The sequence below is a fragment of the Pseudomonas sp. AC112 genome (assembly GCF_979253545.1).
The window spans coordinates 5,367,703-5,386,119 of sequence record NZ_CEEDCM010000001.1; the positions used below are offsets into that span (position 1 = coordinate 5,367,703).

22 protein-coding genes are annotated in these 18,417 nt (G+C 59.2%); 20 read left to right on the forward strand and 2 right to left on the reverse strand.

Annotation, left to right across the window (positions count from 1 at the left end; genetic code table 11):
* The first annotated feature begins 64 nt into the window (after positions 1–64).
* Genes AC0IYN_RS25030 through AC0IYN_RS25045 form a run of 4 tightly spaced genes read left to right on the forward strand, consistent with a single transcriptional unit; the run spans position 65 to position 4,598 of the window.
* Positions 65–586, forward strand: a complete 522-nt coding sequence (locus AC0IYN_RS25030; protein WP_325438229.1) for a hypothetical protein — start codon at positions 65–67, stop codon at positions 584–586.
* Between the two features lies 1 nt (position 587).
* Positions 588–2,075, forward strand: a complete 1,488-nt coding sequence (locus AC0IYN_RS25035; protein ID WP_325438230.1) for a terminase — start codon at positions 588–590, stop codon at positions 2,073–2,075.
* Positions 2,075–3,535 carry a DUF4055 domain-containing protein gene (locus tag AC0IYN_RS25040; protein WP_471843794.1) on the forward strand — a complete coding sequence of 487 codons (1,461 nt, stop codon included), beginning with the start codon at positions 2,075–2,077 and terminating at the stop codon, positions 3,533–3,535. Before AC0IYN_RS25035 ends, AC0IYN_RS25040 begins: the two co-directional genes overlap by 1 nt.
* Positions 3,510–4,598: a minor capsid protein gene (locus tag AC0IYN_RS25045; RefSeq protein WP_471843797.1), complete on the forward strand. Its 1,089-nt coding sequence runs from the start codon at positions 3,510–3,512 to the stop codon at positions 4,596–4,598. The genes AC0IYN_RS25040 and AC0IYN_RS25045 overlap by 26 nt, the downstream gene beginning before the upstream one ends.
* Here the strand turns inward: AC0IYN_RS25045 and AC0IYN_RS25050 are convergent.
* Positions 4,591–5,079: a hypothetical protein gene (locus AC0IYN_RS25050; protein WP_471843800.1), complete on the reverse strand. Its 489-nt coding sequence runs from the start codon at positions 5,077–5,079 to the stop codon at positions 4,591–4,593. The genes AC0IYN_RS25045 and AC0IYN_RS25050 overlap by 8 nt on opposite strands.
* A 139-nt stretch (positions 5,080–5,218) precedes the next feature.
* Between AC0IYN_RS25050 and AC0IYN_RS25055 the strand changes: the two genes are divergently transcribed.
* The 14 genes from AC0IYN_RS25055 to AC0IYN_RS25120 all read left to right on the forward strand — a co-directional run bounded on the left by AC0IYN_RS25055 (position 5,219) and on the right by AC0IYN_RS25120 (position 15,883).
* Positions 5,219–5,926, forward strand: a complete 708-nt coding sequence (locus AC0IYN_RS25055; protein ID WP_471843802.1) for a hypothetical protein — start codon at positions 5,219–5,221, stop codon at positions 5,924–5,926.
* Between the two features lie 11 nt (positions 5,927–5,937).
* Positions 5,938–6,906: a major capsid protein gene (locus AC0IYN_RS25060; RefSeq protein WP_471843804.1), complete on the forward strand. Its 969-nt coding sequence runs from the start codon at positions 5,938–5,940 to the stop codon at positions 6,904–6,906.
* Positions 6,907–6,955: 49 nt separating this feature from the next.
* Positions 6,956–7,531 (forward strand): hypothetical protein, encoded by a 576-nt coding sequence (locus AC0IYN_RS25065; protein ID WP_471843805.1) that lies wholly within the window; start codon positions 6,956–6,958, stop codon positions 7,529–7,531.
* A 58-nt stretch (positions 7,532–7,589) separates the two neighbouring features.
* Positions 7,590–8,093: a DnaT-like ssDNA-binding protein gene (locus AC0IYN_RS25070; RefSeq protein WP_471843807.1), complete on the forward strand. Its 504-nt coding sequence runs from the start codon at positions 7,590–7,592 to the stop codon at positions 8,091–8,093.
* A gap of 17 nt (positions 8,094–8,110) precedes the next feature.
* A complete protein-coding gene (locus tag AC0IYN_RS25075) occupies positions 8,111–8,479 on the forward strand; it encodes a hypothetical protein (RefSeq protein ID WP_471843809.1) in 369 nt (122 codons plus the stop codon).
* Positions 8,476–9,072 carry a hypothetical protein gene (locus AC0IYN_RS25080; protein ID WP_471843811.1) on the forward strand — a complete coding sequence of 199 codons (597 nt, stop codon included), beginning with the start codon at positions 8,476–8,478 and terminating at the stop codon, positions 9,070–9,072. The genes AC0IYN_RS25075 and AC0IYN_RS25080 overlap by 4 nt, the downstream gene beginning before the upstream one ends.
* The gene (locus tag AC0IYN_RS25085) at positions 9,069–9,485 is read left to right on the forward strand and encodes a phage tail terminator-like protein (protein WP_471843813.1); all 417 of its coding nucleotides are present in this window, start codon (positions 9,069–9,071) and stop codon (positions 9,483–9,485) included. The genes AC0IYN_RS25080 and AC0IYN_RS25085 overlap by 4 nt, the downstream gene beginning before the upstream one ends.
* Before the next feature lie 72 nt (positions 9,486–9,557).
* Positions 9,558–10,214 (forward strand): phage tail protein, encoded by a 657-nt coding sequence (locus tag AC0IYN_RS25090; RefSeq protein WP_063030564.1) that lies wholly within the window; start codon positions 9,558–9,560, stop codon positions 10,212–10,214.
* A 3-nt stretch (positions 10,215–10,217) separates the two neighbouring features.
* Positions 10,218–10,598 (forward strand): phage tail assembly chaperone, encoded by a 381-nt coding sequence (locus AC0IYN_RS25095; protein ID WP_471843815.1) that lies wholly within the window; start codon positions 10,218–10,220, stop codon positions 10,596–10,598.
* A gap of 47 nt (positions 10,599–10,645) precedes the next feature.
* Positions 10,646–10,918, forward strand: coding sequence for a DUF1799 domain-containing protein (locus AC0IYN_RS25100; RefSeq protein ID WP_106578038.1), 273 nt, complete (start codon positions 10,646–10,648; stop codon positions 10,916–10,918).
* A 27-nt stretch (positions 10,919–10,945) separates the two neighbouring features.
* Complete coding sequence (locus AC0IYN_RS25105) at positions 10,946–14,023, forward strand: phage tail tape measure protein (RefSeq protein WP_471843818.1); 3,078 nt, start codon at positions 10,946–10,948, stop codon at positions 14,021–14,023.
* Entirely contained in the window at positions 14,023–14,361 is a 339-nt protein-coding gene (locus AC0IYN_RS25110) for a phage tail protein (protein WP_099491173.1), read from the forward strand. The genes AC0IYN_RS25105 and AC0IYN_RS25110 overlap by 1 nt, the downstream gene beginning before the upstream one ends.
* Before the next feature lie 11 nt (positions 14,362–14,372).
* Positions 14,373–15,125, forward strand: coding sequence for a phage minor tail protein L (locus AC0IYN_RS25115; RefSeq protein WP_471843820.1), 753 nt, complete (start codon positions 14,373–14,375; stop codon positions 15,123–15,125).
* Positions 15,126–15,127: 2 nt separating this feature from the next.
* Positions 15,128–15,883: a C40 family peptidase gene (locus tag AC0IYN_RS25120; protein WP_471843822.1), complete on the forward strand. Its 756-nt coding sequence runs from the start codon at positions 15,128–15,130 to the stop codon at positions 15,881–15,883.
* Between the two features lie 89 nt (positions 15,884–15,972).
* On the opposite strand, the gene AC0IYN_RS25125 is transcribed toward AC0IYN_RS25120, so the two are convergent.
* Complete coding sequence (locus AC0IYN_RS25125; protein WP_471843824.1) at positions 15,973–16,953, reverse strand: hypothetical protein; 981 nt, start codon at positions 16,951–16,953, stop codon at positions 15,973–15,975.
* 186 nt (positions 16,954–17,139) lie between these two features.
* Between AC0IYN_RS25125 and AC0IYN_RS25130 the strand changes: the two genes are divergently transcribed.
* Entirely contained in the window at positions 17,140–17,562 is a 423-nt protein-coding gene (locus tag AC0IYN_RS25130; protein WP_471843826.1) for a hypothetical protein, read from the forward strand.
* A 55-nt stretch (positions 17,563–17,617) separates the two neighbouring features.
* The gene (locus tag AC0IYN_RS25135) at positions 17,618–18,211 is read left to right on the forward strand and encodes a tail assembly protein (protein ID WP_471843828.1); all 594 of its coding nucleotides are present in this window, start codon (positions 17,618–17,620) and stop codon (positions 18,209–18,211) included.
* Positions 18,212–18,417 lie beyond the last annotated feature (206 nt).

Consider the following 18,417-nt stretch of genomic DNA (forward strand, 5'->3'; position numbering starts at 1 on the left):
ACTTACCAATACCGGCAAAGCGCCACTATTTCAATCCCGCCTTTAGGCTTACCTGAGACAATTTATGACAACTAAGCAACCCGACTGGGAGGCAATCGAACGCGCCTACCGGGCCGGCCTGCTTTCCCTGCGCGCCATTGCTTCAGAGCATGGAGTAGCGCACAACACGATCATGAAGCGTGCCGAGAAGGAAGGCTGGCAGCGAGACCTGACCAGCAAGGTTCGAAGCGCGGTAAAGGACAAGGTGACCAGGGCGGTGACCACGGATGGTGACCAGAAGAAACTGGTCACTGATGCCGAGATTATCGAGGAGGCATCCGATCAAGCTGCAGCTGTAGTGCTTGCCCATCGATCTGGTCTGGCCCAGTGGCGGGGCATTGCGAGCAAGCTCAGCACATTTCTCTCCAGCGTGACTGTTTCAGAAGATAACCATGGAGACTTCGCTCGCTCACTCAATGCAGGCGTCGACGCTCAGCTCAAGGTGATCAAGGGCGAGCGCCAAGCATTCAACCTCGACACGGAAGAGGGCGACAAGACAGTCGACGCCTTGGCCGCAATGATGGACGAATTATCGAAGGACGCCTGACATGAAGCCCGAGCACATGAAGCTGCTCCGGGATAAGCGTTGGCGGCTGAACAATCTCTACTTCATCACCGACAAAGCGGGCAAGAAAGTCCGCTTCCGGATGACGGACGAGCAGATCGAATACTTCGACGGGATGCACACTCGGAACATCATCCTGAAGGCCCGGCAGCTCGGCTTCACCACTGAGTGCTGCATCATCCAGCTCGACGCGGCTCTGTTCGAGTCAGCCAAGTGCGCGCTGATCGCTCACACCCTGAACGACGCCAAGCGTCTTTTCCGGGAAAAAGTGAAGTACGCCTACGACAACCTGCCGAAGGAGATACGCGCCGCCAACCCTGCGAGCAATGACGCCGCAGGCGAGCTGGTCTTCAGCAAGGGCGGTTCGCTTTACGTCAGCACCTCGTTCCGGGGTGGCACGCTGCGTTACCTGCACGTTTCCGAATTTGGGAAAATCTGCGCCAAGTTTCCGCACAAGGCACGCGAGATTGTTACCGGTGCCTTTGAAGCGGTGGCCACCGATTGCTTTGTCACGATCGAATCCACAGCGGAAGGCCGGGCTGGCTACTTCTTCGATTACTCGCAGAGTGCTGAGAAGCAGCAGCTGTCCGGCGCACCGCTCGGCAAGCTGGACTGGAAGTTTTTTTTCTTCTCCTGGTGGAAGAACAAGGCCTACTGGCTTGACCCGACAGATGTAGTCATCCCGCAGCGCTTGACCGACTACTTCAACGAGCTGTTCGCCAAGCATGGCATCGACACCCACCCAGGCCAGCGCGCCTGGTACGCAGCCAAGGAAAAGACGCTCGGCGACGACATGAAGCGGGAATACCCGTCGATCCCCGTCGAAGCCTTCCAGCAGTCGGTCGAGGGTGCCTACTACGCGCAGCAGTTCACCAAACTGTATGCCGCTCAGCGCATCGGCACTCTGCCCGACAACAGCCACCTGCCGGTGATGACCATTTGGGACATCGGAGTGAGCGACTCTACCGCCATTTGGTTTGTGCGCCAGGTCGGTGAGCAATACCACGTCATCGATTACTACGAGAACTCAGGCGAAGGCCTGCGGCACTACATGAAGGTGCTCAAGGACAAGGGATACACGTACTCCGAGCACTGGGGACCGCACGATATCGAAAATCGTGAGTTCGGCAGCGATGCGAAGACGCGCAAGGACATTGCCCGAGAGGGTTACGAGATCGATGGTCAGGTTTACCGGATGACGTTCCATGTTGTCCCGAAGATCGGGGTGGATGACGGCATCGAGCAGGCCCGTGAAATTTTGTCCAAGTGCGCCTTCGACGAATCGAAGTGCGAAGAAGGCATCGCCTGCCTTGAGAACTATCGCAAGGAGTGGGACGACAAGAAGGGCTGCTGGAAAGACAAGCCGTTGCATGACTGGACGTCTCACGGCTCCGATGCATTCCGGTACTTCGCTGTCGCCAAGAGCGCCAGGAAGCCGGTTAAATCAATCAAAATGGGATTCGCACGCTAATGGCAGACGTCACATACACCCGCCCGGAATACGACGCGGCACAGTCCCGTTGGCGGCTGGTGCGCGACGTGTGCAAGGGCTCCGAGACGGTAAAGGGGCGCGGCGATGTGTATTTGCCCAGGCCCAACAAGCACGACACCAGCCCTGAAAACCTTGAGCGGTACAAGTCGTACAAACAGCGGGCCGTGTACTACAACGCCACGGGGCGCACGAAACACAGCCTTGTTGGCGCGGTGTTCCGCACCTGGCCAACGCTTACCGTCCCCGGCGCGCTTGATTACGTGGCCACGGACGTCGACGGGCAGGGCGTGAGCGTTTACCAGCAGTCTCAGTCGGTCATCGGGCATCTGCTTGAGGTTGGTCGGCACGGCTTGCTGGTGGACTACGCCGCGGTGCAGGCCGGTACGGTGAGCAAGGCAGACGAGCAGGCTGGGCGCGCCCGTGCGAACGTTGCGAGCTACCCAGCCGAATCAATCAGGAACTGGAAGACCCGCAAGGTCGGCGGCCAGCACCTGCTAAGCCTGGTTGTATTGCGTGAAGAGGCGGACATCGACACTGATGATGGCTTCGGTAGCGAAAAGGTCGTGCAGTACCGCGTGCTGCGCCTGGACGTGGCAGGCGTGTATACCCAGGAACTATGGCAGGAAAGCTCAAGCGGAACCGCGATGGTCATTCCGCCATTCACCCCGCTCAATGGTGCTGGGCAACCATGGCGCGTGATTCCCTTTCAGTTTCTCGGCAGCGAGAACAACGACACCACCATCGATGACTCGCCACTGTACGACATGGCCGTGCTGAACATCGGCCATTACTGCAACAGTGCGGACTACGAGGACTCGGTCTGGTTTTCCGGGCAGCCACAGTTCTGGATATCTGGCCTGGACGAAGCCTGGCGCGACCACCTTGAAGCCAATGGCATTTACGTTGGCTCCAGGGCGCCGCTGACGCTTCCTGTCAACGGATCGTGCGGCTTTGCTCAGCCTGAACCGAACACGCTCGTGAAAGAGGCCATGGACGCCAAGAAAGAGGACATGGTTTCGCTCGGTGCCCGGTTGATTGAGCGTGGTAGCGCGGTGAAGACCGCAACCCAGGCTGACAACGATAGCGCTGCTGAACACAGCGTTCTCTCCCTAGTGGTGAGTAACGTCAGCGAGGCGTACAGCCAGTGCCTGGTCTGGATGGCCGAGTTCGTCAACGCTCCAGGCGAAACCATCTACAAGCTCAACCAGGACTTCAGCCAGATCACTCTGGACGCGACGATTCTGGCTGCACTGTTCAATGCGGTTCAGGGCGGCAAGCTGCCTGAGGGCGACTTCTGGCAGTACCTGCGCGACCGCGGCGTGATCAATCCGGAGAAGACGGACGATGAAATCCGGGGCGAGCTGGAAGCGCAAAGCACTGGGCCTGACCTGGATGACGACGAGGTGATTCCGAATGGCGGCAAACCAAGCAATCCTTGACGCCACCATCCGGCATGCCGTGTTCCTGGAGCAGTTGAAATCAGGGGAGGTTGCGAAGTTCGCTCCCTTCCTCAAGGAGATCGACCGCTCGATTCGTGAGCGGCTGACGCGGGCGGACCTGACGGACTACACCGTTGCCCGCCTGGAGCGGCTGCTGAGCGAGGTTGATAGCCTGCTGCTGGGTATCTTCGACCGGTACAGCGAGAAGCTGAACCTCGACCTGGTAGACATCGCCAACTACGAGGCCGAGTTTGAAGCGACCAGCCTGACCCGGGCGGCACCGGTGGGTGTGACCTTCGACGCGGCGGTGCCAGGTGCGGCGGCAATCAGGGCGGCAATCCTCACCAATCCGCTCAGTGTGCGCGGCGCTGACGGCGGGAAGCTGCTCAAGTCGTTCATTGATGGATTCGCCGCAACGGAGCGGCAACGCCTCACAGGCGCGATCAGGCAGGGCTTCTTCGAAGGCCAGACGAACTTCCAGATCATCAAGAATATTCGCGGCACCAAGGCGCTCCAGTACAACGACGGCATCCTAGCCACTACCAACCGCAACGCTGGCGCCATCGTGCGGACGGCAGTGCAGCACGTCGCCACCCAGGCGCGCATGGAGACGCTGAAGGAGAACGCCGACGTCGTGCAGTCGGTGGAGTGGGTCAGCACCCTGGATTCGAAGACCACCAGCCAGTGCCGGACGCTGGATAAGCAACGGTTCAAGCTGACTGAGGGGCCAAGACCTCCGATCCACATCAACTGCCGCTCGACGGTGGTCGCGGTGACGCGCTTCAGCGCCTTGTTCGCCAAGGACGCCACGCGGGCATCCATCGGCGATGGCGGAGCCCAGCAGGTGAGGGCAGAACTCAGTTATTACAACTGGCTCCAGCAGCAGCCAGCAGCGTTTCAGGACAAGGCCATCGGCCCGGTCCGCGCCAAGCTATTTCGCGAAGGCGGCCTGAGTGTTGAACGCTTCGCCGAACTGCAGCTTGATCGCAACTTTGCACCGTTGACCCTCGTGCAGATGAAGGCTCTTGAGCCGCTAGCGTTTGAAAGAGCAGGTTTTATTTAGCTCTGCTGCATTCTTGACGGCGGTCTGCTAATCCCGACATTTCAAGATTGTAGTTTTCGATCCACTCGCCATTTTTTTTCAGATATTTATCGGTCAGTGAAAGTACCTGTTTTTCGGCGATCACATTCCTGTACTGAGATATCAATAGGTCGGCCACTTCGACTGACTGCGCACCAAAATTCGGTGAAGAGTAGGCGCTTAACGCATATCCAGCACTAGCGACTGCTTCAATCCGTGACGCTCTCTCAGCAGGAGTCAGGTCAGTAACTATGGGAGAAGAAATAATAGCGGCCCGGGCCTTTTGAAAAAGTGCTGCGCTATCCCGAACTTTCAACTCCGTCCTGTCCACGCGCGCTCTACAGGCCGCTTGTTCTGCAGCATACGATGCCTGCATTGAGTTCTTTAAAGAGACCTCTCCACTCAGCCAGACCCCTACCAGTGCAATGAACGCTCCAATGACTGTTCCAAAAAAACTACCCATACCTTGATGTCCTTCTCGTATTAACAGCGTCAGTTTTGGCGCGCAGACGTTATCACGTAGTCGTGCTTGTTAGAAATACGGGGCGATTACATCTACATCAGCAGGCAGGGCCTGCACCTACGTCTCTGGGAGACAACCAATGCTGAAATTCCAACTGGATACCCTTGAAGGGGTAGATGAAGTCGTGCGCGCTCTTTACACCGAGAAGGACGGCAAGTTCGTACTCGGCATTGAAGGTCTGCCGCAGCAAGAAGATGTATCCGGCTTGAAGGCCAAGGTTGATGAGCTGCTGGGCGAGAAGAAAGCCGCTGAGAAGGCTCGCAAAGACGCCGAAGAACAGGCCCGACTGGAGCGTGAAGAAGCCGCTCGCAAGTCCGGCAACGTTGAAGAGCTCGAAAAGTCCTGGTCCGAAAAGTACAACCGCCGCGAAGCAGAGCTGAACGGCATGCTGGAACAGGAGCGTGGAACGCTGAGCACTCAGATCCGGGATCTGACTGTCGGCCGTACCGCTACTGACATCGCGTCTGCCCTGGCAATCCCAGGCAGCGCCAAAGCCCTGTTGCCGCACATCGAGCGCCGTCTGAGCGTCGAGCAGCGCGACGGGAAGCCTGTTGTGGTCGTCCTCGACCAGCAGGGCAAGCTCTCCGCAGCAACGCTGGATGAGCTGAAAGCAGAATTCGCAAACGACACGGCCTTCGCGCCGTTGATCGCGGGTAGCAAGGCATCTGGCGGCGGGGCTGCTGGTGCTGGAGGTGGCGGCGGGGCCGCAAAAGGAAAAATCGGCGGCACCAAAGAGGAACGTACGGCCGCAATCGCGAGCCGGTTCCCGGATCTCCCACAATCGTAAGGAAATAACTCATGTCCCTGTCGCAAATGCAGGTTTTCAACGAATACATCATGCCGGCGACTCTCGAGACGCTGGATCAGTATCTCGCCGCTTTCAACGCCGCCAGCCGTGGTGCAATCGTGCTGTCCCCGGACGGCTTCACTGGTGACTTCCTCCAAGAGTCGTTCTTCCAGACTCTGGCCGCTGCCCAGCGCCGTGTGGATCGCTACAGCGCGAACGCTACTGTCGCTGCAACCGACCTGACTGAACTGAAGAACACTTCGGTGAAGGTAGCCGGCGGCTTCGGTCCGATCCGCTACGAGCCGTCGCAAATGACCTGGCTGGAGCGCCCAACCGCGCAAGGCATCGAAGTCGCCAGCCGCGCGTTCGCTGAAATCCTGCTGAAGGACCAGTTGAACACCGCGATCGCCGCCCTGGTTGCTGCTATCACCGCCCAGGCTGCTGCCGTCAACGATGTGTCGGCTACCGCTGGCATCACCTACGCCGGCCTGAACAACGCCCACGCGAAGTTCGGCGACGCAAGCCAGAACCTGGTAACCCAGGTGATGCAGGGCACCAGCTACCACAAGTTGGTCGGCCAGAACCTGGCGAACCAGCAGCAGCTGTTCCAGGCGGGCAACGTCCGCGTCGTGGACATCCTCGGCAAGATCTCCGTTGTGACGGATGCCCCGGCGCTGATGCAGGCCGGCACTCCGAACAAGGAAATCATCCTGTCCCTAGTGCAAGGCGCTGCGCTGGTCCATGACGGCCGCGACATCATCAGCAACGTCCAGACCACCAACGGCAAGGAGCGTATCGAAACCACGCTCCAGACCGACTACACCTTCGGCCTCGGCCTGAAGGGCTACACCTGGGACACCACCACCGGCGGCAAGTCGCCAACCGACGCCGAACTGGCGACCGGTACCAACTGGGACAAGACCGCCACCAGCATCAAGCACTCCGCCGGTGTGGCTCTGATCGGTGACGCCTCCAAGTAACCCTGACAGCTGAGTCGGGCCCAGTGCCCGGCTTGGCGAGGACATGATCATGAGCAACAAAAACATCTGGTATCTGCCTGGTCCATTCCACCAGTACCAGGAAGACGTGAAGGCGCTGGCCAAGGCGAATGGCCTTCGCATCGTCGACGCGAGCGTTACCCAAAGCCGCGAAGATGCTGCCGACGACGTGCCTGACGTGACGGTCAAGGAAGTGCCGAAGGTGCTGCTGATTGATGGTGGCAGTTCCAGCATCGATATCGACGCCTTCCGCGCCGAACTCGAATCTGTCGGCCTGATCGTCGAGTCATTCGCTGACCAAGAACTGCTGCGCCCAGAAGGTGAGCTCGGACCTATCGCTGATCGCCTGTTTCAGGTGTTCGAGGCGGTAAATGCGGGCGTTGAAAGCCTCATCCGTGAGCGTGACGGCGAAGTTGAGAAGGTGAAAACTCTGCAACTGCAGGTAGACGATCTTCTCCAGCGGGCCGACAAAGCCGGTCAGGTGGATACCGAAGCGAAGGAAATCGCCGACCTGAAGGCCAAGCTCGACGAAGCGAAGGTGCCATACCGGGCCAACGCCTCGAAAGAATCCTTGGAAAAGCTCGTCGCTGATCTGCCCAAGGCGTGATAATGCTGGCTGCCGGTGACCCGGTGGCCGATCTCAAACCATACCAGCGAGTTGACGCATGACACTCATCATCGAGGACGGCACCGGCAAACCTGACGCCGAAAGCTATGCGAGCGCCGAGGACCTGGCCCTGTATGCCGTGAAGTTCGGCACGGTCATCCCGGCGGGCGTGCCTGAGCAGGAAGCTTTGCTGCGCCGGGCTACCTTGGCGATGGATGGCAAGACCTGGAAAGGCCGCAAGATGAGCAGCGAGCAGGCGCTGGCCTGGCCGCGTCGGGGTGTTGAGCTGGACTGCCAGATCAAGCCAGACAACTACCTGCCGGCGCGGATCCAGTACGGCCAGATGGCCCTGGCCGCCGAGATCCATCAGGACGACATCGACCCAATCGACAAGCGCAAGGGTGCAGTAACACTGGAGCGCGTCGAAGGGGCGGTGACTCGCGAATACGCCACGATTTCCAACACCAGCGGTCGGCTGTTGCCGGCGGCGCCGGACCGGCCGAGTGCTACGCAGTTTGCCGACTACCTACAAAAGCGCGGGCTTTTCGCAGTGCGCGCATAGCTGTAATGGAGACCATCATGGCCTTTTACGACGAAATGGCCTTGATGGCTCTGGAGATGATCACAGAGTTCGGCCAGCCTGTGACCATCAGCAAGACCGAGCCGGGCGAGTATGACCCGGAGACGGGCGGGGAAGCGCCGGGGGCAGCAGTCGAGCAAACCGCCCAGGGCATCCTGCTCGACTTCACCGGCCAAGAATTTCAGAACAACAGCCTTATCCGTCAGGGCGACAAGAAGCTAAAGATCGCCGCGCAGGGATTGGCGTGGGTGCCTGGTCTGCTCGACAAAGTGGTTGCTCAGGGTCGCACCTGGTCAATCGTGCCGCCGCTGAAAGAGGTGAACCCCGCCGGCACGCCGATCCTGCATGAGTTGCAGGTGCGGTCGTGAGCCGGGCAGGCGCCGGACAGTCCGGCAGCTTCGCCCTGAGCCTGGCCGAGTTCGCCGCTCAGACTGGTGAAGCCATTGATGCCAGCGTGCGTGAAATAATCATCGAGGTCGGCAGCAGCCTGATTCGCATGTCCCCGGTGGGCAACCCAGAGATCTGGGCACAGAACGCTGTCGCCACCCAATACAACAAGGCCGTCGACGATCACAACAGTGCGCTCCGCAGTGATCCGGCCAACCTCACCAATGCTGGCCGGCTCAAGAAAGGCCGCAAGCTCAACGACGGCATGGATGTCATGGCTCCCGAAGGCTACGTCGGCGGCCGCTTCCGCGCTAACTGGCACATCTCGCTGGGAGTGGTCGAGAACGTCACTTTCGACGAGGTGGACCCCAGTGGCGCCGAAACCACAGCGGCGCTGGTTGCTGCGATGAGCGACTTCACCGCAGGCCAGATGGCCTACATCATTAACAACTTGCCCTACGCGATCCCGCTGGAGTTCGGCCATTCGACCCAGGCCCCCGGCGGTATGGTCCGGGTAACCGTGGCTCGCTTTCAGCAGATCGTGCTGGAGGCCATCAGGAACAACCAGGTATGAGTCACGCAATCATCGCCTCGATCTACGAGGCAAAGCTGATCGCCTGGAACGCTGCCAGGTTGGAGAAGCTAAAGATCGTTTTCGAGAACACGGCCTACGCGCCGGCAGACGGCGAGACCTACCTACGAGCCTTCACCATTCCCGGCGATACCGCGAGTAACACGCTCGGCGGCGATCACCGGCTGTTCATCGGAGCGTTCCAGGTGAGCATCATTGCGCCAGCCGGCACCGGCAAGGCCAAGACCAATCCTATCGCAGCAGAACTGACCGATCTGTTCCCGCTATACGCCAGGGACACGAAGGGCTTGGTCACCGTGGTGACCATGTCGCCAGTCGATCCAGGCCCCGGCATCACCGGCGATTCCACCTACACCGTCCCGGTTTCGTTCTTATACCGAGCTGACACCAGCTGATCCCGCCCATTGGGCAAAGCCACAAACCCGCCAATGAGCGGGTTTTTTCATATCTGCAAAGAGGAAATACCCATGGGCTACAAACTCCCGAACGGCGGCACCTTCCAGCACGCCGCAACCTACGGCGCGGCACTGGCGTTTGCTGCAATCAGCAATGCGAGCGAGGCGGTGGCTACTGTAGTCGGCGGCACCATTGCCGCCGGCGATATCGTTCTGCTCACGTCCGGCTGGAGCAAGCTGGATAGCAAGGTTGTACGCGTGAAGGCGGCCACCGCGACGGCTATCACCCTGGAAGGTATCGACACCACCGATACTCAGGTTTTCCCGGCAGCAGGCGGTGCAGGCACTATGCGCAAAGTGCTGACCTGGGTGCAGATCCCGCAGATCTCCGACGTTGCCTTCTCCGGCGGCGAACAGAACTACCTGGATGTGGTGTTCCTCGAGGATGACCAGGGCAAACAGATTCCCACCGATAAATCGGCGGCAAGCATGGTGCTGACCATCGCTGACGACCCGGCGCAGGCATTCAACAGCGTTCTGCTGAAAGCTGACGCCGGCAAGCAGATTGAAGCAGCGCGCCTCAACCTGCCCGGCAATGACACCCTGCTTTACGGCACCTACACGTCGTTCTCCAAGCAGCCGGCGGTCTCCCGCAACAACCTGTTGACGCGCACCGTCAACCTGGCGCTGCAGGCCGAGCCGACCCGTTACCTGACTGCGGTGGCGTAACCAATGGCAAAGATCAGAATCGCCCAGAACCCGACGTTCAAGGCCCTCGTGTCGATCCCTATCGTTGGGGGTGAGCCCGAGAAAATCGAGTTCACCTTCAAGTATCGGGATCGCCTGGGGCTTGCCGCTCTGTTTGATGAGTGGAACCTGAAGCGCGATGAATCTCGGACCGCCCTGGGCGAAAGCCCAACGCTTTCCGAAATCGTTGCCGCTGACACCGAGCAGCAGTCGCAGCAGATTAAGGATCTGGTGGTCGGCTGGGGTTTCGACGACAAGTTCGACGACAAGAGCATTCGTGCGCTGGTGACGTCCTGCCAGGGCGCTGCTGAGGCGGTCGTGAATGCCTACCAGAGCGCATTCAATCAGGCCCGCTTGGGAAACTGACGGACGCCGCCCGCGCACTCTACGCGCCGACGGCACCTGCTGAACTGATGGGCCTGTTCGGGCTCACCCCGGGAGACCTTGAAGAGGTGACCGAGGTCTGGCCCTGTAACTGGCCGGCGTTCTTCCTGTTCAACCGAATGTCGACTCAGTGGCGAGCGGGCGCCGGTGGCGCGATCGGTCTCGACTACAACTGCATCCGCGACGTGGCCGGGTTCCTCGGCATCAAGAAAAAGAAACTCGCTGAAATCTTCCCTGACCTTCAGGTGCTGGAAGGCGAAGCCCTGCGCGTTATGGCGGAGGAAAGGGAAAACAGCCCGTAACCACGGGCACTTATTCAAGGTGAGTCGATGAACATTGCAGAACTCGGCGTCAAGATCGACTCGGCCGATGCAATCCAGGCGAAAACGAGCCTGGATGAAATGGCGAAGGCTGGCGGCCGGGCTGAGCAGTCCGCTGTTTCGCTGATGAACGAAATGCAGGCGCTGGAAAAGTCGCTGTCCACCAGCGTCAAAACCACCCAGGACCTGGCAAAGCAGCGTGACGCTCTCGCTAAGCTGACCAAGACCGGCGCCTATGGCGAGGCCGAGGCAGCGAAGATCTCGGCGCAGCTCGACAAGCAGCAGGTAGCCCTGGCCAAGTCCGCCATGGACGAGCAAAAGGCCCTGAATAGCCTTCTGGGTGCCATCGACCCGGCCCGTGCTGCACTGGCGAAGCTAGATACGCAGGTCGAGCAACTGGGCAAACACCTGGACGCCGGCCGCATCAGCCAGGATCAGTACAACGCTGCCTTGAGCAAGATCGACAAGGACTACGCCAAACTCGAAAGGACCACCACGGGCTTCGACAAGCTGCGCCTCGGCACCCGTCAGGCTCAAGAAAACGTCGTTCAGTTGGGCAATGCTCTCTCCTCGGGCGACTGGGGTAGCGGTGTGCGTGCGGTTGCTCAACTGGGTGCCGGCGCTGGAGCGGGCGCCGCCGGGTTGCTCGCAATCCTGGGGCCGATGGCGCTTGCAACGGCTGCTGTTGGCGGCCTCGCATATGCCTACTACAAGGGCAGCGAGGAGCAGGACAACTACAACAAATCGCTGATCTTGACCGGAAATTACGCAGGTACAAGCGCTGGCCAGCTCGCCGATGTAGCGCGTCAGGTCAGTGCAACCGTGGGCACCACAGGCGCGGCTGCCTCGGCTCTGGCCCAATTGGCTGGATCAGGCAAGATCGCGAGCGGCAGCTTCCAGGAGATCACCGAAGCAGCACTGGAGATGGAGAAGGCGACCGGAAAGTCAGTCGATTCAACCATCGCCGAATTTGTGAAGATCGCAGACGACCCGGTAGCTGCCGCCAAGTCGCTTAACGACCAATACCACTTCCTGACAGCTTCGGTTTACTCGCAGATCGTTGCGCTGAAGGAGCAGGGCGACACGATCGGCGCTACCAAGCTGCTGACCGACACCTACGCAGACACGATCAAAGACCGATCTAGCCAGATCATCCAGAACCTAAGTCTGTGGGAGCGGGCGTGGAAAGGTGTCGGCGACGAGACCAAAAAGACCCTGGACGCGCTGAGTGATATCGGCCGTGCAGAGAGCGCTCAAAAGCAGATCACTGATCTGACTCAGAAGCTCGCTTATCTGAAATCGACGGTGGGCACTGGTTTCGAGGACGGCGACGCCAAGCAGCGCATCGCGGACATTGAGCAGGAGCTGACATTCCGCAAGCAGCAACTGGATACCGAACGGGCGATTGGATCTGCTCATCAGCTTGAGGGTGAGACTCAGAAGGCAGGTCTTGAGGCGGCAATTCGCCTGAAAGCTCAGAACGACGCAAATCTCACGCCTCTAGAGAAGCGCAACAAGCTGCAGAAGGAGTACCTGCGCGACGTTGAGGCGCTGCGGAAAGCCAACCCGAACGACGAAAACGTCACCCCTGCGGCTGTCGCCAAAGGCCTGGCCAACATCGCCGAGAAGAACAAGGACCCGAAAGCAGCCGGCACCCAAGTCGACTTGACCGGCTTCAACAACGCCAAGAACGACCTGGCGGCCATCACCGACACCTACAAAAACTATCAGAAGGAACTGGAGGCAGCGCAGAAGGCCGGCTTGCTGTCTGAGGAGGACTATCTGCTGCGGCGCCAGGCGCTGATCGGCAACCAACTGGACCAGACGACTGCAGCCTACGAGGCTGAGATTGCCGCGCTGGAAGCCGCCAAGGGCAAGAAGACAACGTCGGCCGCTCAAAGCATCCAGTTGGACCAGAAAATCGCTGGCGCGCGCGCAGGGATGGTGAAGGCGCAGAAAGACGCGGACAGCCAGCTTGAAGTTCTGGCAACCAATGAAGCCGGGCGGCTCGCCAAGCAGGAACGGGCTATCAGCACTTACGTGCAGGCGCTGGGTCAGCAACAGCGGGCTTTGGAACTGGCGGGCCAGCGCGCAGTGCTCGGCGTGGGGCAGGGCGATCGCCAAAACGCGCTCAGCGGCGAACTGAATAGCCAGCAAGACCGGTTTGCTCAGCAGTCGCTGGAGCTGGCCAACCAGAAGTCTGATCCGTCGCGCAACATGTCGGAGGAAGAGTTCAAGCGGAAGTCGCAGGCGCTTGCCGATGCGAACAAGGCCGCCACCGACCAGATCCGGCAGAACTATGCGGATGTGGAGAATGCCCAGGGCGATTGGACGAAGGGCGCAACGGCAGCCTGGGATAACTACCTGGATTCGGCGCGCAACATCGCCGGGCAAACCAAAAGCCTGTTCGGCAACGCCTTCAGTTCCATGGAGGATTCCATCGTCAACTTTGCCATGACCGGTAAGGCTTCGTTCTCGGATTTCGCCAAATCGATCCTGGCCGACATGGCGCGCATCGCGACCCGCCAAGCCAGCTCCGCATTGCTGGGCAGTCTCGTGGGCGCGGCGGCAAGCTACCTCGGAGGTAGTGCTGCTGGCGGCGGCAATGGACTGGCTGCCGGGTCTGCTGGCGCCACATCGTCAAACCTCGGCGCCTCTTCGGCCGGCTACTCCAACACCTACTTCCCGCAAGCCAAGGGCGGCGCGTGGTCGGGCGGTGTGCAGATGTTCGCCGACGGCGGTGCATTCACGAACTCCATCGTCAGCAAACCCACGGCGTTTGGCATGGCCAACGGCAAGACCGGCGTTATGGGTGAGGCCGGGGAAGAGGCAATCATGCCGCTGACCCGGACGTCGAGCGGCAAGCTTGGGGTTATGGCAATGGGCGGCGGCGGGGCTGGCGGAACGCAGATCAATGTCGAGGTACATATCGACGGCGACGGAAACGCATCGTCAACCGCTGACGCGCCTGGCTATGACCTCTTCGGCAAGGAGCTGGCGACGTTCGTAGAGCAGAAATATCAGGAACTGCGCTCTAAGGATATGCGCCAGGGTGGCGTGATCAACAACGCAATCAAGGGGCGATGATGGCTATCGAACGATTCACCTGGGCGACAGAGAAGGGCGCTGAGGGCGATATTGCCCAGCGCGTTCGCTCCAAGCAGTTTGGCGATGGCTACGAGCAGTCCGTCGAGGATGGCCTCAACAACCGGTCCCAATCCTGGCCCGTAACCTTCACGGGGTTGAAGGGGCGTATCAAGGACATCATGGACTTCCTCGACCGCCACAAGGGGGCTAAGGGCTTCCTCTGGGAGCCGCCCCTGGGTGAGCTTGGCCTATACAAGTGCAACGGCTACAAGCCAGTGCACCGTGGCGGCCAGGTCTACGCCATCACCGCGACTTTCCAGCAAACCTTTCATCCCTGAGATAACCGCCCATGGCACTGATCACGGACATCCAGAAACTGGAGCCCGGCGGCGAGATTCGCCTGTTTGAAATTGATGGGACCGAGTACGGCGCTGATTACCTGCGTTTCCACGGTCACGCCATCCCGCACACGCCAGAGGAATTGCTGGCCTACGAAAGATCCGAAGAGGACCTGCCGGCCAAGTCGATCATCTGGCAGGGCCAGGAGTACGCGGCTTGGCCGGTGCAGATTGAGGGTATTTCTTCGAGCAGCGACGGCACCGCCTCTCGGCCGACTTTCGCCGCCGGCAACGTCAACGGGCGCGTCACTGCGCTTTGCCTGGCCTTCGAGGACATGCTCAAGTTCAAGCTCACCGTTCGGGACACGTCTCCGAAATACCTGGACGCGATCAATTTTCCGGAAGGCAATCCGACTGCAGACCCCACACAGGAAGGTCTGGAGATTTGGTACATCGATCAGAAAACCGTTGAGGATGACGCAGTAGTGGTCTGGGAGCTGTCTTCGCCGGGCGAGATCGATAACCACGGCCTGCCCGGGCGTCAGATGACGACGTTTTGCCACTGGGCCATGACCAATGGTTACCGGGGGCCGGACTGCGGCTACACCGGCGCTGCCATGTTCGATGATGAGGACAACCCCACGGATGACCCGGCCCAGGACCAGTGCAAAGGCTGTTTGTCGTCCTGCAAGAAACGCTTCGGCGAAAACAACGAACTCGCCTTCGGCGGTTTCCCTGCAGTTTCCCTGATAGCCCGGAGCTGACCATGCGTAAGCACATCATCGCGGCCATCCAGGCGCACGCGACGGCGGAATATCCGCGCGAATGCTGCGGCCTGCTGCTGGCGGTCGGCCGGGCGCAGAAGTACTTCCCGTGTCGGAACATCGCCACCGAGCCGAACGAAGAGTTCCGTCTTGATCCCGAGGACTACGCTGCGGCGGAAGACCTTGGCGAGGTGATCGGCATCGTTCACTCGCACCCGGACGCCACCAGCAGGCCGTCACCGCATGACTTGGCCATGTGCGAGGCCACGGCCTTGCCCTGGCACATTCTGTCCTGGCCCGAGGGCGACATGCGCACGATCACGCCCACGGGCAGCACGCCGCTGCTCAAACGCCCGTTTGTGCATGGGGCCTGGGATTGCTGGCAGGTTTGCGCTGATTGGTATCAGCGGGAGTGGGGGATTGAGTTCGAGGCCTTCCAGCGCATCGACGGCTGGTGGGAGAGTGCAGAGAACGCAAGCCTCTACGAGCAGCACTACGAGTCAGCTGGCTTTGTACGCGTTGACCGACCACAGCGCGGCGACATGATTGTTATGCAGGTTGGCCGTACAGTCCACCCGAACCACGCCGGGATTTACCTGGGTACTGATCCGGCACTTCCTGGCGAAGAGTCGGGTACCTTCGGGCCTGGGCCATTCCTCCTGCACCACCTATACGGCAGGCCGTCCGAGATCATCGTCTACGGCGGCCCCTGGCATGACCGAACACGCCTGATTCTCAGACATAAGCGTGCATCATAACTACGATTCGACTTGCGCGGATGGACATTGCGCTCCTCCTTAGGTTTATCGACTGCAAGGCACTCCTGCTTGAATGAAGCGCCCGTTGACTACGGAGACGGTAATATCACTGTCGCATCTGGGCTAAGTAACAGTTTTTGCCCTGCTGGGTAGGTTTTACCTCCTACCGTTACGGGCTGAGATCCTGCAAGGGTGAAGTTTCCTTGCGGTAAAATTTCCACTAAACCGCCGCCATTCATGGGTATGAGTTTGTAACTGCACGTGGTGGGACACTGTAGTAAGTTTAGATTTCCAGCGCCGTCGAAACCTACAGTGGTGCCTGTAGGGAATATCTCTAAAAGATGGACGTGATTACCCTGAAGCTTGGCTTGCTTCACAGCGCCAATTTTTAGGAATCCCGTAGACCGATCTGCGTCAGGAGCTGGCCAAAACTGGTAATCACCAGGTGCAAGGTTATATTTTTTCATCCCCTGATTTGTCGTAAAGGCGACTGGGTTAATTGTCTGGGCTGATCTGATTGAGCCATTCTGGTAAAATTTAACAGGCGCTTGTGCGGGGATCGAGAAAGAGTACTGTGCGAGCGACAAAGGTATATTAAAAATTGCCTGAATTGGTGTGCCGTTGGCGTAAAAGTTGAGTTGTTGTCCCGGTGAAAGCTCATATCTACCATAAGTGCCAGTAGCGACCGTGCCTTCATTAACGTTCATCCGACTGTCGAATGTAATACCTTTTCCCTTTTCCCACGTCACATCGTTTGCAGTATATTGTTGGGCGAGAATTCCTCGCTCGGGTGTGGGGGCGCCGTTGATCTCAAGCGTTGTAAGGTTAGAGCCAGCTTGAAATAGAATGCCCTGTAACCACGTATCTGAGGTTAAGTTGTACGAGCCTGCCTGGGCTGCTGCAGCGCTTAACATGCCGATCACAGATATGGCAGTTCGTTGAAATACTAGTGATGAAAGCACGGAATCTCCTTGTGCCGTTAAGTTCGAGATTTCAATATTTGCCCCGATAACTTCAGGCAGATATTTAAGAAAATAGTTGTAGAGGTTTAAAGTGTATGGAGCACCCATGAGTCCTATGTCTGGTCTTATCTGGTGCTTGTTCTGCCTAATAGAGTAGAAGGTTTTGCGCCCCCTGGAAGAATTCTTCTTCATGCGCTGGACTGAGGCAGTCGGCAAGCCGAGCCCAGTCCCAGGCTGAGCTTTTTTGCTTCCGCCCCCAGTGCTACAGTCCCGCCAAACTTAAGAGGGAACGACATGCGGATTTTGATAGCGGCGGTAGCGGTGGCGATGCTGGTGGGGTGCGCCTCCACGGCGATTTCAGTGCGAGACGCCAAGCCGGTGCCGGCGGATGAGGTCTATGCCTTCCAGTCCAAACCATCTGGCGAAAGCGGCAAAATTACGGTTGTTCGCGACTCCGGCGCCGTTGGATCGGGCTGCGATATCGTCGTCTATGTAGATGGGCGCAAAGCGGCAAAAATCGGCACAGGCCAGCGGGCTACCTTTTATCTCCCGCCAGGATCACCGAATCTCGGTGCCGGGCTGGCGGGATCTGGCCTATGCGCAGGAGCGGCGATCCGCACTATCGCGGCGACTGTGCAGCCAGGCAAGGAAAGTCTGTACAGGATCAGCGGCGACATGGCTGGTTTCTACATAGGGCCCTATGTCGATTACAACTGAATCAAGAAAACCTTGAAACCGCCTCCGGGCGGTTTTTTATTGCCCGGAGAAAACGATGCAGGCGTCAGCTATCAATTACCAACCCATGACAACGATTCGCCTGCACGGCCAGCTCCGGCAGTTCGGGAAGTCGTTCAGGCTTGCCGTGAAGTCCCCCGCGGAGGCGATCAAAGCCCTTTGCGTCCAGATTCCGGGCTTTGAACGCTTCCTGTCGAATGCAAAGTCACGCGGTCTTGAGTTTGCAGTGTTCCGCGATAAGCGAAACGTCGGCGAGAAGGAGCTGACCTACAACGGCAGCGGCGATATTCGCATTGCCCCCGTGGTGGTGGGTAGCAAGCGTGGTGGCATTCTTCAAACGATTGTCGGTGCGATCCTGATCGTGGTCGGTGTCATCTTCTCTGCCACCCCTTTCGGTACGCCGCTCATTGGTGCAGGTATCGGGCTCGTCGCCGGCGGCGTTATCCAGATGCTCAGCCCCCAGGCCGGCGGCCTCAAAACCAGCGCGGCGCCTGAGAACACTCCTGGCTACGCCTTCGGCAGCGCAAAGAACACCACTGCCTCCGGCAATCCTGTCTCGCTGTGTGCCGGCCGTCGGCGCTGGGGTGGAGCGATCATCAGTGCCGCCATTTACGCCGAAGACCAGATGTGAGGTTGCCAATGGTTGATTTAGATGAAAACGGTTTGAGCCCAGAAGAGATTGCGGCAATTGTTGTCCTTCGCGCTAACGGATGGCGAATAACCGAATCCCCTTACGTGGAGGACACCTTCGGAAGCGACCCTGGATTTGAAGAGGGGCGGCACAGGCTAGCAGCCTGCAAAGAGTAACTCAGAGAACACAGCGACCGCCCAAGAGGC

Coding starts and splice junctions, on each gene's coding strand:
- AC0IYN_RS25085 (WP_471843813.1), top strand. CDS start 9,069: ATGAGTCACGCAATCATCGCCTCGATCTACGAGGCAAAGCTGATCGCC.
- AC0IYN_RS25135 (WP_471843828.1), top strand. CDS start 17,618: ATGCAGGCGTCAGCTATCAATTACCAACCCATGACAACGATTCGCCTG.
- AC0IYN_RS25120 (WP_471843822.1), top strand. CDS start 15,128: ATGCGTAAGCACATCATCGCGGCCATCCAGGCGCACGCGACGGCGGAA.
- AC0IYN_RS25130 (WP_471843826.1), top strand. CDS start 17,140: ATGCGGATTTTGATAGCGGCGGTAGCGGTGGCGATGCTGGTGGGGTGC.
- AC0IYN_RS25090 (WP_063030564.1), top strand. CDS start 9,558: ATGGGCTACAAACTCCCGAACGGCGGCACCTTCCAGCACGCCGCAACC.
- AC0IYN_RS25030 (WP_325438229.1), top strand. CDS start 65: ATGACAACTAAGCAACCCGACTGGGAGGCAATCGAACGCGCCTACCGG.
- AC0IYN_RS25075 (WP_471843809.1), top strand. CDS start 8,111: ATGGCCTTTTACGACGAAATGGCCTTGATGGCTCTGGAGATGATCACA.
- AC0IYN_RS25105 (WP_471843818.1), top strand. CDS start 10,946: ATGAACATTGCAGAACTCGGCGTCAAGATCGACTCGGCCGATGCAATC.
- AC0IYN_RS25050 (WP_471843800.1), bottom strand. CDS start 5,079: ATGGGTAGTTTTTTTGGAACAGTCATTGGAGCGTTCATTGCACTGGTA.
- AC0IYN_RS25070 (WP_471843807.1), top strand. CDS start 7,590: ATGACACTCATCATCGAGGACGGCACCGGCAAACCTGACGCCGAAAGC.
- AC0IYN_RS25045 (WP_471843797.1), top strand. CDS start 3,510: ATGGCGGCAAACCAAGCAATCCTTGACGCCACCATCCGGCATGCCGTG.
- AC0IYN_RS25060 (WP_471843804.1), top strand. CDS start 5,938: ATGTCCCTGTCGCAAATGCAGGTTTTCAACGAATACATCATGCCGGCG.
- AC0IYN_RS25095 (WP_471843815.1), top strand. CDS start 10,218: ATGGCAAAGATCAGAATCGCCCAGAACCCGACGTTCAAGGCCCTCGTG.
- AC0IYN_RS25125 (WP_471843824.1), bottom strand. CDS start 16,953: ATGGGTGCTCCATACACTTTAAACCTCTACAACTATTTTCTTAAATAT.
- AC0IYN_RS25055 (WP_471843802.1), top strand. CDS start 5,219: ATGCTGAAATTCCAACTGGATACCCTTGAAGGGGTAGATGAAGTCGTG.
- AC0IYN_RS25110 (WP_099491173.1), top strand. CDS start 14,023: ATGGCTATCGAACGATTCACCTGGGCGACAGAGAAGGGCGCTGAGGGC.
- AC0IYN_RS25100 (WP_106578038.1), top strand. CDS start 10,646: ATGGGCCTGTTCGGGCTCACCCCGGGAGACCTTGAAGAGGTGACCGAG.
- AC0IYN_RS25035 (WP_325438230.1), top strand. CDS start 588: ATGAAGCCCGAGCACATGAAGCTGCTCCGGGATAAGCGTTGGCGGCTG.
- AC0IYN_RS25040 (WP_471843794.1), top strand. CDS start 2,075: ATGGCAGACGTCACATACACCCGCCCGGAATACGACGCGGCACAGTCC.
- AC0IYN_RS25065 (WP_471843805.1), top strand. CDS start 6,956: ATGAGCAACAAAAACATCTGGTATCTGCCTGGTCCATTCCACCAGTAC.
- AC0IYN_RS25115 (WP_471843820.1), top strand. CDS start 14,373: ATGGCACTGATCACGGACATCCAGAAACTGGAGCCCGGCGGCGAGATT.